Raw genomic sequence first — 12,599 nt, 5'->3', positions numbered from 1 at the left:
ATGTTACATTATAAAAAAGAAATTCCAGCGATGACAGACCTACTCGCACTCTACAGCTCGGTCGGCTGGACCAATTATACCAATAACCCAACCATGCTAGAAGAAGCTGTCAAAGCCAGTCTCTGGCAGTTGGCGGTTTATGATAAGGAAGAGTTAGTAGCCTACATTCGCTTGGTAGGAGATGGGCACTCTGTCCTGTTGGTGCAAGATCTCTTGGTGCGACCAGATTACCAGCGCCAAGGCATCGGAAAGAAACTCCTAGAAGAGGCTTTAGCTACCTTTCCTAATGTCTATCAACGGCTTCTTGTCACTGAACGGAGCGAGAAAAATCTTTCCTTTTACCAATCCCTTGGCTTTGTCGAATTGTCAGAGCAAGCCTGTACAGGGATGATTTATAGTAATTGACGGAGAGGGTTTCCAGATAGGGAATCCTTTCTTCATTTTCTTCTGTAAAATCTTTTATCACATTTGAAAAAAAGATTCATGATATAATAAGTAGACTAGATGACAGGGAGAAAAGATAAACAGATGATCACGTCAAAATATGAATGGCAGTTTGCTGCGCCCTTTTCAGATGATACTTTTTTGGCGCAAGCAAAGAAAAGAGGATTGGAAGCATCTGCAGCCAAGTTACTGGGAGAACGAGGGATCCAGACGGAAGAGGCGCTGGATCGTTTTCTAGAACCGCGGCTAGAAGATCTGCATGATCCCTACCTGCTACACGATATGGACAAGGCTGTGGATCGGATCCGACAAGCTATTGAAGATTATGAACAGATCCTAGTTTATGGAGACTATGATGCGGACGGGATGACGGCTGCTTCTATCATGAAGGAAACCCTGGAGCAGATGGGGGCGGAAGTAGCGGTCTATCTGCCTAATCGTTTTACAGATGGGTATGGTCCCAATGCCAGTGTCTACAAGTACTTTATCGAACAGCAAGGGATTTCCCTCATCATCACGGTGGACAATGGAGTAGCTGGACATGAAGCCATTGATTTGGCCCAAAGCATGGGGGTAGATGTCATTGTGACAGACCACCATGCCATGCCCGAAGTCTTGCCCGATGCCTATGCTGTCATTCACCCCGAGCATCCAAATGCCGATTACCCTTTCAAACACTTAGCGGGCTGTGGAGTTGCCTTTAAATTAGCGACTGCTCTCTTAGAAGAGGTGCCTCTAGATTTTCTGGATTTGGTAGCCATTGGGACCATTGCGGATATGGTCAGTCTGACAGACGAAAACCGCATCCTGGTCAAGTACGGCCTAGGTGTCCTTCGTCAAACCCAACGGATCGGCCTTCAGGAAATGCTCAAGCTGGCCTCCATCGCCCCTCAAGATGTAAATGAAGAAACGGTTGGTTTTCAGATTGCCCCTCGTCTCAATGCGCTAGGTCGCTTGGATGACCCAAATCCAGCGGTCGAACTCTTGACAGGCTTTGACGACGAAGAGGCGTTGGAGATTGCGCTGATGATTCAAGCCAAAAATGAAGAGCGCAAGGAGATCGTCCAATCCATCTATGATGAGGCCAAAGCTATGGTGGACCCAAGTCTTCCCGTTCAAATCTTGGCAAAAGAAGGCTGGAATCCTGGTGTCTTAGGGATCGTAGCCGGTCGACTGCTAGAAGAGCTCCATCAGCCCATCATCGTCCTCACCATAGACCAAGGCAAGGCTAAGGGAAGTGCGCGAAGTCCCGAAAGTGTCCATATTTTTGAAGCCCTAGATCCCCATCGGGATCTCTTTATCGCCTTTGGAGGTCATGCGGGTGCAGCTGGTATGACTTTGGAAGTGGACAAGCTCCCTCATCTGACCGAGATTTTTTCCGATTATATTCGTGAAAAAGGGATTGACCTGACGGCCAAATCCACACTCTTTGTGGATGAGGAATTGGACCTAGAAGAGCTGACCTTGGATACCTTAAAGAGTTTTGATCGTCTAGCACCTTTTGGGATGGACCATAAGAAGCCGGTCTTTTACATTCGTGATTTCCAAGTGGAGTCTAGTCGGAACATGGGGGCTGGTAATAGCCATCTGAAGTTGAAGATTCAAAAAGGCGATGCCCGCTTTGATGTCGTGGCTTTTGGTCAGGGCCATTTGGAATTGGAGTACTCCCAAGCGAAAAATCTGGAGTTGGTGGTATCCTTGTCCGTCAATCAGTGGAATGGACAGACCACCCTGCAACTGATGGTTGTGGATGCCCGTGTAGAAGGAGTACAGCTCTACAATATCCGAGGAAAGAATGCTCCTCTCCCACAAGCCGTCCCACTCTTTAGTCAGTTGGAAGAAGGGGAAGATTCCCCTGCCATTGTCATCGATCGCATACCGGATGACCTGGCTGACTTAAAAGCGCTCTTCCAAGAACAGAACTTCCAAGCGGTTTATTTTAAAAATCACTTAGACAAGGCCTATTATTTGACCGGCTACGGTAGCCGTGATCAGTATGCTAAACTCTACAAAACACTGTATCAGTTCCCTGAGTTTGATATTCGCCATAAGCTCAGCCAACTATCTGACTACCTCAAGATTCCACAGGTTTTGTTGATCAAGATGATCCAGATTTTCCAAGAATTGGGCTTTGTCCAGATTAAAAATGGCATCATGACGGTTAACAAGGATGCGGAGAAGAAGGAGATTGCCTCTAGTTCCATCTATCAGGACTTGGTGCAGACGGTTAAAGACCAGGAACTCATGGCCCTAGGGTCTGTGCAAGAAATCTATGATTATTTGCTTTCTGATGAAAAGTAACGATTGCTCATGAATCGTACTAAAGTCTGCTTTTTTAAGACTTTCTAGTGCATCTCATAAATTTTCATGGTATAATGAAATGTAAACATAAATTTTGAAAGAAGTTAGAAATGAATTTAAAAGATTACATTGCAAGCATTGAAAACTATCCACAAGAAGGGATTACCTTCCGTGATATCAGCCCGTTGATGGCAGATGGCAATGCTTATAGTTATGCGATTCGTGAAATCGTTCAATACGCAACCGATAAGAAAATCGACATGATCGTCGGCCCTGAAGCGCGTGGATTCATCGTTGGTTGTCCGGTCGCTTTCGAGCTCGGTATTGGTTTTGCGCCTGTTCGTAAACCTGGTAAATTGCCACGTGAAGTCATCTCAGCGGACTACGAAAAAGAATACGGTGTGGATACCTTGACCATGCACGCTGATGCTATCAAACCAGGTCAACGCGTTCTCATCGTCGATGACCTCTTGGCAACAGGTGGTACGGTTAAAGCAACCATCGAAATGATTGAAAAACTCGGTGGAGTGGTTGCAGGTTGTGCCTTCTTGATCGAGCTCGATGATCTCAAAGGTCGCGAAGCAATCGGAGACTACGATTACAAAGTCTTGATGCATTACTAATATAGTTTAGAGCTATATCTAGATAGAGAAAAACCATAATTGAAAACTATATGCTCCTGTCTTATAATAAGAGGTAACAACTTGTAAGATGGGAGCTTTTTATGCCAATTACCTTAGATAAGAAATTACCAGCAGTTGATATTCTTCGTTCAGAAAATATTTTTGTCATGGATGATATTCGGGCAACTCACCAAGATATTCGTCCGATGAATGTTCTGATTTTGAATCTCATGCCGACTAAGGTAGCAACTGAGACTCAACTGTTACGCCTCCTGGCCAATACTCCCTTGCAGATCAATGTGGATTTCCTCTATATGACCAGCCATGAGTCCAAGACAACAGCAGCAGAGCATATGGAAGTCTTCTATAAATCCTTTGAGGATATTAAAGAGAATTATTATGATGGCCTGATCATTACGGGAGCTCCAGTAGAGAAATTGGCTTTTGAGGAAGTGGATTACTGGGAGGAGTTAACAAAGGTCTTTGCTTGGTCGAAGCGCCATGTTTTTTCAACCTTGCATCTTTGTTGGGGTGCGCAAGCTGGCCTCTATTACCGCTATGGGATTGAAAAAGTAGCTCTCTGTGACAAGCTATCAGGGATCTATGAGCAAACAGTCATGAATCCACAGAACCGATTGATGCGTGGTTTTGATGATGCTTTTCTGGCTCCTCACTCACGTTATACGGATGTTCCCCTCAAAGAAGTGCTAGACAAGAGCAACTTGCAAGTCTTAGCTCAAGGCGGTGAAGTAGGTCTATCTATTCTGGCAAGCCCAGACCTTCGAGAGGTCTATAGTTTTGGTCATCTGGAGTATGACCGTGATACCTTGGCCAAGGAATACCAGCGGGATGTCAAAGCAGGCTTGAATCCAGATCTTCCCAAGAACTATTATGATCAGGATGACAGCAGTCGCGATCCTCGGATGCGGTGGAACTTAGCGGCAGCCAACTTCTTTAGTAATTGGATCAATTATGCAGTTTACCAAGAAACTCCTTATCGTTTGGAGGAGTTAGAAAAAGATATTTCATTTTATGGTTACCTATAAAGGGGTAGTATGACATATTCACAAGCATTTAAGTCAGGCAATTTGGTCTTACCAAGTGCCTTCCTTTTCCATTATCACCACTTATTTAAAGACGCAGAGGATTTTCTGGTTTGGCAGTTCTTTTATTTGCAGAACACGACCAACCAATCCAGTCTCACGCCGAATCAAATTGCAGATGCGATTGGCAAGTCTGTCGCAGAAGTCAACCAGTCCATGTCTCGCCTGACCAACCAAGGGTTGCTCCAATACCGGACTATTGAGTTAGATGGCGAGATTGAAGTTCTTTTTGATGCGACCATTGCCCTCGAACGCTTGGATGACCTGCTTCAAAGTAAGACAGAAGTAGCACAGCGTGGGCAAGACAAGTCAGCAGAAAATGAGCTGGCTGATTTGGTCAAAACATTTGAGCAAGAGTTGGGCCGTCTATTGACTCCCTTTGAAATTGAAGATTTGACACAGACAGTCAAACAGGACCAAACAGACCCTGATATTGTGAAGGCTGCCTTGAGAGAAGCAGTCTTTAACGGCAAGCCTCACTGGAAATACATTCAGGCCATCCTGCGCAATTGGCGACGGGAGGGCATTACCAGTTTGACACAATTAAAAATCAAACAACAAGAGCGGGAGGCCCTTCAGCCTGAAAATGTCACAGTTTCAGATGATTTCTTACAGGCGATGGATTTGTGGAAAGATTAAAAAACTAGCACTTATAAAGTGCTAGTTTTTTTCGTTTATAAATAGTCTGCATAGGCTTCTTCTAGTTTGGTCAGGAGTTCTTGCTTTTCCTTCTCACTAGCAAAGGAAGCCTGGATGGCATCGACATTGTGCTGGTAAAAGTCAGCTGGGGTCGTTTGGAAGTGGCGATGGTAGAGGGCATATTCCTTGGTCAAATCCGTATCAGAGACGGTCCGGTTATCGGTGTTGATACTGATATGAGCTTGAGCTTCCTTCATCTTGAGGTAAGGGAAGTCCGCCACAGTGGCAGCAGCCTTGGTTTGAAGGTTACTGGTCAAGCAGAGTTCACCGGTGACTCCATTTTTCACAAACTCTTTTAGAAGCTCTGGTTCATCTGCTAGCAAGGTCACATGACCATTTCGTTTGATGCCGTAGGCCATGGATTGAGCAACATTGGCTGGGCAGTGGCACTCGCCAGCATGCAGGGTCATGGGTCGGTTGTAACTTTTGACCTGTTGGATGAGGGCATCAATGGCTTGTGGAGGGTAGTGATGCTCATCCCCAGCGAAGTCAAAGCCGACAAAATCCTGATCTGTGACTTGGTTGGCTTCTGCCAAGATGCGAGAGGTGAGTTCTTGATCCGACTGGCGCATACCACAGACGAGGGCTTTGGCTGTAATGTCAAATTCATCCTGGGCTTGGTGCAATCCTTCACAGACAGCATCGATAGTTTCTGGGACAGTGAGCCCTTGGTCCATGGACAATTCTGGGGCAAAACGAACCTCAATGTAGACGACATTTTCCAAAGCAGCTTGCTTGGCCACATCGTAAGCAGCAAGTGTCAAGGCTTCCTTGGTCTGAAGGAGAGGGCGAATGTAGTCAAAGGCCTCCAAATAGTCCAAAAGATTCTCACAGTGGGCAGGGGCAGTGACATGGTGCTTGAGCTCTTCATCGCTAGCAGGAAGGTCAATATTGGTCATGGCTGCCAATTGGCGAATAGTCGGTAGAGACAAGGAACCGTCTAAGTGACAGTGGAGTTCTGTCTTTGCCAAACTATGAAAGTCAATTGTGGACATATTTTTTCTCCTTAAAATGTATTTTTTCTATACTATCATTTTGCCAAGAAAAGTCAAGTAAAGCTAGCGTAGCAGATTTTTGAAACTAGAGGCAGGATTTGATATGGTAGTAGTAACATAGACAAAGGAGAACAGAGATGTCAGATTATCAATTACCGGAAGTATGGGAAGCGCCAAATCAAATGGGTGGAGCCTGGGGTAGCTTGAACCAACCAACAGCAGGTGCCCGCTTTGAACAGACTCTTCCAAAAGGCGACCAGCCTTTCCAACTCTATACTCTTCCAACCCCAAATGGGATCAAGGTGACTATTATGCTGGAAGAACTAAAAGAGTTGGGTGTAGATGCGGGCTATGACGCTTATCGCATCAAGATTGGTGATGGGGATCAATTCGGCAGTGACTTTGTGGCCATCAATCCAAACTCGAAAATTCCAGCCATGTTGGATCAATCAGGTGACCAAGCCATTCGGGTCTTTGAATCAGCCAATATTCTCTTGTATCTAGCAGAGAAATTTGGAAAATTGATTCCGACAGATCCTGCTAAACGGACCGAAGTGCTTAACTGGCTCTTCTGGCAGACAGGGGCTGCGCCATTTCTAGGTGGGGGCTTTGGCCATTTCTTCCACTACGCTCCTGAAAAAATCGAGTATGCCATCAACCGCTTTGCCATGGAAGCCAAACGCCAATTGGACCTACTGGACAAAGAATTGGCGACCAAACCTTATATTGCAGGGGAGGATTATACCATTGCAGATATTGCTATCTGGTCTTGGTATGGCCGTCTAGCCCAAGACAAGGTTTGGGATCGTGCGGGAATTTTCCTGAATGTGAAGGAATACAAGCATTTGCAAGCTTGGACAGAGAAAATTGCTAATCGCCCAGCAGTGCAACGTGGCTTGGAAGTAGAATATAAGGAAATTGATGCATAAGGAAAAGGCGCCGTCGCGCCTTTTTTTAATGGTGCAAACATGGTATACTTAAGGATGGAATAAAAGTTTAGAAAGTAGAACATGGAATTTACAAAATTATCAAATCGCTTGGACTTGGTGGCTAGCTTCGTCCCAGAAGGAGCGCGTCTGTTAGATGTGGGAAGTGACCACGCTTATCTCCCAATCGCTCTTTTACAGGAAGGCAAGATTGAGGCTGCTATTGCAGGGGAAGTGGTTGAAGGACCTTATCAGTCTGCCCTGCAAAATGTCGCCGATAATGGTTTAGAGGACAAGATTGAAGTCCGCCTGGCTAATGGCTTGGCTGCATTTCAAGCAACAGATAGTATTTCCTGCATCACCATCGCAGGAATGGGAGGGCGCTTGATTGCAGATATCTTAGCAGCAGGGCTTGAGAAATTAGCCGGTGTCTCTCGCTTGGTCTTGCAACCCAATAATCGGGAGGATGAACTGCGGGCTTGGTTAGTAGACCATGATTTCCGCCTTGTTGATGAAGCTATCTTAGAAGAAAATGAGAAGTTTTATGAGATCCTCGTGGTCGAACAGGGTTCTCAAGAGTTGACAGCTAAGGAATTGCGCTTTGGTCCGTATTTGATGATAGAACAAGCTCCAGCCTTTGTTCAAAAATGGTCCAAGGAAGTGGAGAAATTAGCCTTTGCCTTGGAGCAGGTCCCAGTTGAGAATCAGTCCGCCAGAGCATCGTTAGAAGAGCGCATCGCCCAAATCAAGGAGGTCCTAAATGCTAGCAAGTGAAGTTATCAAACGCTATGAAGCCTACTGTCCCCAGGAACTTTCCATGGAGGGAGATGTCCGTGGGCTACAGGTCGGGACGCTGCAAAAAGACATCAAGAAGGTCATGGTAGCCTTGGATATCCGGGAGCAGACGGTGGCAGAAGCCATTGATCATGGAGTGGACTTGATCATTGTCAAACATGCGCCCATTTTTCGTCCTATTAAGGATCTGGTTGCCGATCGGGCTCAAAATCAGATCTACATTGACTTGATCAAGCATGATATTGCGGTCTATGTCAGCCATACCAATATTGATATTGTTCCAGATGGATTGAACGATTGGTTCTGCCGGCTCTTAGAAATTGAAAATACAAAGCCCCTCAGCATGACAGGAGAAGGTCTAGGAATCGGCCGGATCGGTCAAGTGCGCACCCAAACCTTTGGCCAGTTGGCTCATAAGGTAAAAGAAACCTTTGGCTTAGATGCCTTACGCTTGGTTGGTTATGACCAGGCGGACCTGGATCGGATGATTGAGCGCGTCGCTATCTGTGGTGGAAGTGGCCAATCCTTTTACAAGGATGCTCTTGCTAAGGGGGCAGAGGTCTATATCACAGGAGATATCTACTACCACACGGCTCAAGACATGCTGAGCGATGGTCTCCTTGCCTTGGATCCAGGTCACCATATCGAAGTTCTCTTTGTGTCGAAACTAGTCGAAAAACTCAATCAGTGGAAGTCTGAAGAAGCGTGGGAAATCGAAGTGATTGGCAGTCAAGCCAGCACCAATCCTTTTTATCATATCTAAGGGGTTATCATGAAAGTTGCCATTATCGGTGCAGGGATTGTTGGATCCACTGCAGCCTATTATTTATCCAAGGAAGCACAGATAGATGTCACTGTCTATGATCACGGAGTTGGCCAAGCAACCAAGGCAGCGGCTGGCATTATTAGCCCTTGGTTTTCTAAGCGGCGAAACAAGGCTTGGTATCGTCTAGCTCGGCTAGGAGCTGATTTCTACCAAGAATTGGTAGAGGACCTAGCCAAAGACGGAATCAAAACAGACTTTTACCAGCAGACAGGGGTCTATCTTCTTAAGAAAAAGGAAGAGAAATTAGATGAACTCTATCAGTTGGCGCTGAGTCGACGGGAAGAATCTCCCTTGATTGGGGAATTGGCGGTTTTAACCAAAGAAGAAGTAGGTCAACAATTCCCAGGTCTGCAAGGCTTTGAACAGCTCCTTTATGCCACGGGTGGGGCCCATGTAGAGGGAGCCCTTCTAACGGAAACTCTCCTTAAAGCAAGTGGCGCAAGAGTGATCAAGGAAGAGGTTACTCTCTCCGTCACGGGTGATGGTTTTCAGATAGCAGGAGAGAGCTATGACCAAGTAATCCTAGCGACAGGAGCCTGGTTGGGGCAAATCCTTGAGCCACTTGGCTACCAAGTGGATGTCCGTCCGCAAAAAGGACAGTTGAGGGATTATCAGCTAGACCTAGATACGAATAATTATCCTGTGGTTATGCCAGAAGGAGAACTGGATATCATTCCCTTCCAGCAAGGCAAGATCAGTATGGGCGCTACCCATGAGAATGAGCTAGGCTTTGACCTAACAGTGGATCAAGCTTTGCTGAATCAAATGGAAGAAGAAGCCTTGACCTACTATCCAGAACTAGCTCAAGCGACAGTTGTCGGTGAGCGCGTAGGTACCCGGGCTTACACCAGCGACTTCTCGCCCTTTTGGGGAGCTCTTCCCGATCAAGCTGGTATTTATGTCGCTAGTGGACTTGGTTCGTCTGGCCTCACAACTGGTCCCCTTATTGGGTGGCACCTGGCCCAACTAGTGGCAGGAGGAAAGGTGCGCCTAGATCCAGCAGATTATCCAGTTGAACAATATGTGAAGAAGTAGGCTGGGACAAAAGTCCTAGCCTCTCAATTTTCTTTGGATTGTCGAGCAAGACGCAGTGGTTGAGTGGGCTCTACTACGCTGAATTCATCAGCTTTTACAGCCCTACTCAACTGTGCGGAGGTGGGACGACGAAATCGAATTCTAACGAATTACCGATTTCTGTCCCACTCTCTTTTTTTCGAAAGATCTTCCTTCATTCGGATAGAAATAGTAGAATAGAACAAGCGAATCAACAAGAAAATGGGAGTTGTTATGAATTGGGTTCAATCACAATCCGTGGTCTTACAGGCCTTTCTCGCAGGATTGTTTACATGGGGCTGTACCATCGTAGGGTCAGCCATTGTATTTTTCTTCAAGCATATTAGTCGAAAACTCTTGGACATCATGATGGGCTTCGCGGCTGGTGTTATGATTGTGGCTTCTTTTTGGTCCCTCTTGCAACCGTCTATTGAGTATGCGGAAAACTCCTATGGAAGTTTGGCTTGGTTGCCAGTGGCGATTGGTTTTCTAACTGGAGGATTCTTCCTCTGCTTGATCGACGTCATCGTCCCTCACCTTCATATGACGAAGGAGATTGAAGAGGCAGAGAGTATCCATACGCCGAGAGAGAAGAAGTTGTCTAAAACGACCCTCCTCTTTCTCGCTATTACCATCCACAATTTCCCAGAAGGCTTGGCGGTCGGAGTGGCCTTTGGAGCTCTGGCTAGTAATCCAAGTCCAGAAGCTTTTATCGGGGCGGTTGGTTTGGCCATTGGGATTGGCTTGCAAAATATCCCAGAGGGAGCTGCCCTCTCGATCCCAATCCGGACGGATGGAAAATCCCGTCTCAATGCCTTTTATTGGGGATCCATGTCAGCCATGGTTGAGCCAGTAGGAGCCCTGCTAGGAGCAGTTGCCGTCTTATCTATGACAGCCATCCTACCATATGCCCTCTCTTTTGCAGCAGGCGCTATGATCTTTGTAGTGGTCGAAGAGTTGATCCCAGACTCACAGACGAATGGCAACACAGATGTTGCGACCCTCGGTCTCATGGTTGGCTTTGTCATTATGATGATCCTAGACGTAGCTTTGGGATAAAGTGTCATCACCTTGCAACACAAATGCAAGGTGACTTTTTTATATAAACATGATAAAATAAGGGTAATGACTACGTAGAAAGGCCTAACATTATGAAAGGTATTATTTTAGCTGGTGGTTCGGGGACTCGTTTGTATCCTTTGACCCGTGCCGCTTCCAAACAGTTGATGCCCATTTATGACAAACCAATGATCTACTATCCACTGTCAACCCTTATGTTGGCAGGGATCAAAGATATCCTGATCATCTCAACTCCGCAGGATCTTCCTCGTTTTGAAGAGCTTCTTGGAGATGGTTCTGAACTAGGAATTTCCCTCTCTTATGCAGAGCAACCAAGTCCAGATGGCTTGGCGCAAGCTTTCATCATTGGAGAAGAATTTATTGGTGATGATCATGTTGCCCTCGTACTTGGAGATAATATCTTCCACGGAAATGGCTTAACCAAGATGTTGCAACGGGCGGAAGCCAAAGAAAAAGGCGCGACTGTCTTTGGTTACCAAGTCAAAGATCCAGAACGTTTTGGTGTGGTAGAGTTTGACGCGGACATGAATGCCGTCTCAATCGAAGAAAAACCAGAACATCCAAAATCGAATTTTGCGGTGACTGGGCTTTACTTCTATGACAATGATGTGGTAGAGATTGCCAAAAATATCAAACCAAGTCCTCGTGGAGAGCTCGAAATCACCGATGTCAACAAGGCATATTTGGAGCGTGGAGATCTCTCTGTTGAGCTTATGGGCCGTGGCTTTGCTTGGTTGGATACAGGAACTCATGAAAGTCTCTTGCAGGCTTCTCAATATATCGAGACGGTTCAACGTTTGCAAAATGTCCAAGTAGCCAACCTTGAGGAAATTGCCTATCGTATGGGCTATATTACTAAAGAGCAAGTCTATGAATTGGCTCAACCTCTGAAGAAAAACGAATACGGACAATATTTGCTCCGTTTGATTGGAGAAGCTTAATGACAGAACAATTTTTCGGAAAAGAATTAGCAGCCCGTAAGATTGAAGCGATCCCAGGTTTGCTGGAATTTGATATTCCAGTTCATGGAGATAACCGTGGTTGGTTCAAAGAAAACTTTCAAAAAGAGAAGATGCTTCCCCTTGGATTTCCTGAGAGCTTCTTTGCGGAAGGCAAGTTGCAAAACAATGTGTCTTTCTCTCGCAAGCATGTCTTGCGTGGTTTGCATGCAGAACCTTGGGATAAGTACATCTCTGTAGCAGATGAAGGCAAGGTTCTCGGAACTTGGGTGGACCTTCGTGAAGGTGAGACCTTTGGGAACACTTACCAAACTGTGATTGATGCTTCTAAAGGAATCTTCGTCCCACGTGGCGTTGCCAATGGTTTCCAAGTCTTGTCTGACAAAGTAGCCTACAGCTATTTGGTCAATGATTACTGGGCATTGGAACTCAAGCCAAAATATGCATTTGTTAATTATGCAGACCCAAGTCTAGACATCCAGTGGGAAAATTTGGAAGAAGCAGAAGTCTCAGAAGCTGACAAGAATCACCCATTGCTCAAAGACGTCAAACCCCTAAAAGCAGAAGATTTGTAAAAATGAAGCTCTTAAAACAATCAAGACAATTATTATATAGTTTTTAGGTTTGCTATAAACGAGCGAAGCGAGCTATATGCTTAGCTTTCCGCCGTGAAAAAAGCACCTGAACCATTGTGTTTCAGGTGCTCGGAAGTTTTGAGACACTAGGCTCAAAACTTAGTCATGGAACTTCTTCGAAGTTCGCTGACGTCCGTACTCACCTAAGGAAAGCTAAAAA

At 45.8% G+C, this 12,599-nt stretch carries 13 protein-coding genes; 12 read left to right on the top strand and 1 reads right to left on the bottom strand.

The window, feature by feature from the left end; translation table 11 throughout:
• From HMPREF9421_RS08020 to HMPREF9421_RS08000, 5 genes are all read left to right on the top strand, one after another.
• A complete protein-coding gene (locus HMPREF9421_RS08020) occupies window positions 1-405 on the top strand; it encodes a GNAT family N-acetyltransferase (protein ID WP_006596514.1) in 405 nt (134 codons plus the stop codon).
• Between the two features lie 123 nt (window positions 406-528).
• Window positions 529-2,745, top strand: coding sequence for a single-stranded-DNA-specific exonuclease RecJ (gene recJ, locus HMPREF9421_RS08015; RefSeq protein ID WP_145958746.1), 2,217 nt, complete (start codon window positions 529-531; stop codon window positions 2,743-2,745).
• Between the two features lie 110 nt (window positions 2,746-2,855).
• Window positions 2,856-3,368 (top strand): adenine phosphoribosyltransferase, encoded by a 513-nt coding sequence (locus HMPREF9421_RS08010; RefSeq protein WP_003002788.1) that lies wholly within the window; start codon window positions 2,856-2,858, stop codon window positions 3,366-3,368.
• Between the two features lie 101 nt (window positions 3,369-3,469).
• Window positions 3,470-4,414, top strand: coding sequence for a homoserine O-acetyltransferase MetA (gene metA, locus HMPREF9421_RS08005; RefSeq protein ID WP_006596512.1), 945 nt, complete (start codon window positions 3,470-3,472; stop codon window positions 4,412-4,414).
• 9 nt (window positions 4,415-4,423) lie between these two features.
• Complete coding sequence (locus HMPREF9421_RS08000; protein ID WP_006596511.1) at window positions 4,424-5,110, top strand: DnaD domain-containing protein; 687 nt, start codon at window positions 4,424-4,426, stop codon at window positions 5,108-5,110.
• 35 nt (window positions 5,111-5,145) lie between these two features.
• Here HMPREF9421_RS08000 and add read toward each other — a convergent pair whose 3' ends face one another.
• Complete coding sequence (gene add / locus HMPREF9421_RS07995; protein WP_006596510.1) at window positions 5,146-6,165, bottom strand: adenosine deaminase; 1,020 nt, start codon at window positions 6,163-6,165, stop codon at window positions 5,146-5,148.
• Window positions 6,166-6,302: 137 nt separating this feature from the next.
• Here add and yghU point away from each other — a divergent pair, with 137 nt between their 5' ends.
• From yghU to HMPREF9421_RS07960, 7 genes are all read left to right on the top strand, one after another.
• Complete coding sequence (gene yghU / locus HMPREF9421_RS07990; protein WP_006596509.1) at window positions 6,303-7,094, top strand: glutathione-dependent disulfide-bond oxidoreductase; 792 nt, start codon at window positions 6,303-6,305, stop codon at window positions 7,092-7,094.
• Window positions 7,095-7,175: 81 nt separating this feature from the next.
• Window positions 7,176-7,865 (top strand): tRNA (adenine(22)-N(1))-methyltransferase, encoded by a 690-nt coding sequence (locus tag HMPREF9421_RS07985; RefSeq protein WP_006596508.1) that lies wholly within the window; start codon window positions 7,176-7,178, stop codon window positions 7,863-7,865.
• Complete coding sequence (locus HMPREF9421_RS07980) at window positions 7,852-8,649, top strand: Nif3-like dinuclear metal center hexameric protein (RefSeq protein ID WP_006596507.1); 798 nt, start codon at window positions 7,852-7,854, stop codon at window positions 8,647-8,649. Before HMPREF9421_RS07985 ends, HMPREF9421_RS07980 begins: the two co-directional genes overlap by 14 nt.
• A gap of 9 nt (window positions 8,650-8,658) precedes the next feature.
• Complete coding sequence (locus HMPREF9421_RS07975; RefSeq protein WP_006596506.1) at window positions 8,659-9,747, top strand: NAD(P)/FAD-dependent oxidoreductase; 1,089 nt, start codon at window positions 8,659-8,661, stop codon at window positions 9,745-9,747.
• A gap of 252 nt (window positions 9,748-9,999) precedes the next feature.
• On the top strand, window positions 10,000-10,824 hold the full coding sequence (locus HMPREF9421_RS07970) for a ZIP family metal transporter (protein ID WP_006597236.1): 825 nt from the start codon (window positions 10,000-10,002) through the stop codon (window positions 10,822-10,824).
• A gap of 92 nt (window positions 10,825-10,916) precedes the next feature.
• Entirely contained in the window at window positions 10,917-11,786 is an 870-nt protein-coding gene (gene rfbA / locus HMPREF9421_RS07965) for a glucose-1-phosphate thymidylyltransferase RfbA (RefSeq protein ID WP_006596504.1), read from the top strand.
• On the top strand, window positions 11,786-12,379 hold the full coding sequence (locus HMPREF9421_RS07960) for a dTDP-4-dehydrorhamnose 3,5-epimerase family protein (protein WP_006596503.1): 594 nt from the start codon (window positions 11,786-11,788) through the stop codon (window positions 12,377-12,379). The genes rfbA and HMPREF9421_RS07960 overlap by 1 nt, the downstream gene beginning before the upstream one ends.
• Window positions 12,380-12,599 lie beyond the last annotated feature (220 nt).

Source organism: Streptococcus australis ATCC 700641, assembly GCF_000186465.1.
Taxonomy (GTDB): Bacteria; Bacillota; Bacilli; order Lactobacillales; family Streptococcaceae; genus Streptococcus; species Streptococcus australis.
The sequence above is the reverse complement of the archived record's forward strand: the minus strand, read 5'-3'. Positions and strand labels throughout refer to the sequence as shown.

Coding starts and splice junctions, on each gene's coding strand:
- HMPREF9421_RS08020 (WP_006596514.1), top strand. CDS start 1: ATGTTACATTATAAAAAAGAAATTCCAGCGATGACAGACCTACTCGCA.
- recJ (WP_145958746.1), top strand. CDS start 529: ATGATCACGTCAAAATATGAATGGCAGTTTGCTGCGCCCTTTTCAGAT.
- HMPREF9421_RS08010 (WP_003002788.1), top strand. CDS start 2,856: ATGAATTTAAAAGATTACATTGCAAGCATTGAAAACTATCCACAAGAA.
- metA (WP_006596512.1), top strand. CDS start 3,470: ATGCCAATTACCTTAGATAAGAAATTACCAGCAGTTGATATTCTTCGT.
- HMPREF9421_RS08000 (WP_006596511.1), top strand. CDS start 4,424: ATGACATATTCACAAGCATTTAAGTCAGGCAATTTGGTCTTACCAAGT.
- add (WP_006596510.1), bottom strand. CDS start 6,165: ATGTCCACAATTGACTTTCATAGTTTGGCAAAGACAGAACTCCACTGT.
- yghU (WP_006596509.1), top strand. CDS start 6,303: ATGTCAGATTATCAATTACCGGAAGTATGGGAAGCGCCAAATCAAATG.
- HMPREF9421_RS07985 (WP_006596508.1), top strand. CDS start 7,176: ATGGAATTTACAAAATTATCAAATCGCTTGGACTTGGTGGCTAGCTTC.
- HMPREF9421_RS07980 (WP_006596507.1), top strand. CDS start 7,852: ATGCTAGCAAGTGAAGTTATCAAACGCTATGAAGCCTACTGTCCCCAG.
- HMPREF9421_RS07975 (WP_006596506.1), top strand. CDS start 8,659: ATGAAAGTTGCCATTATCGGTGCAGGGATTGTTGGATCCACTGCAGCC.
- HMPREF9421_RS07970 (WP_006597236.1), top strand. CDS start 10,000: ATGAATTGGGTTCAATCACAATCCGTGGTCTTACAGGCCTTTCTCGCA.
- rfbA (WP_006596504.1), top strand. CDS start 10,917: ATGAAAGGTATTATTTTAGCTGGTGGTTCGGGGACTCGTTTGTATCCT.
- HMPREF9421_RS07960 (WP_006596503.1), top strand. CDS start 11,786: ATGACAGAACAATTTTTCGGAAAAGAATTAGCAGCCCGTAAGATTGAA.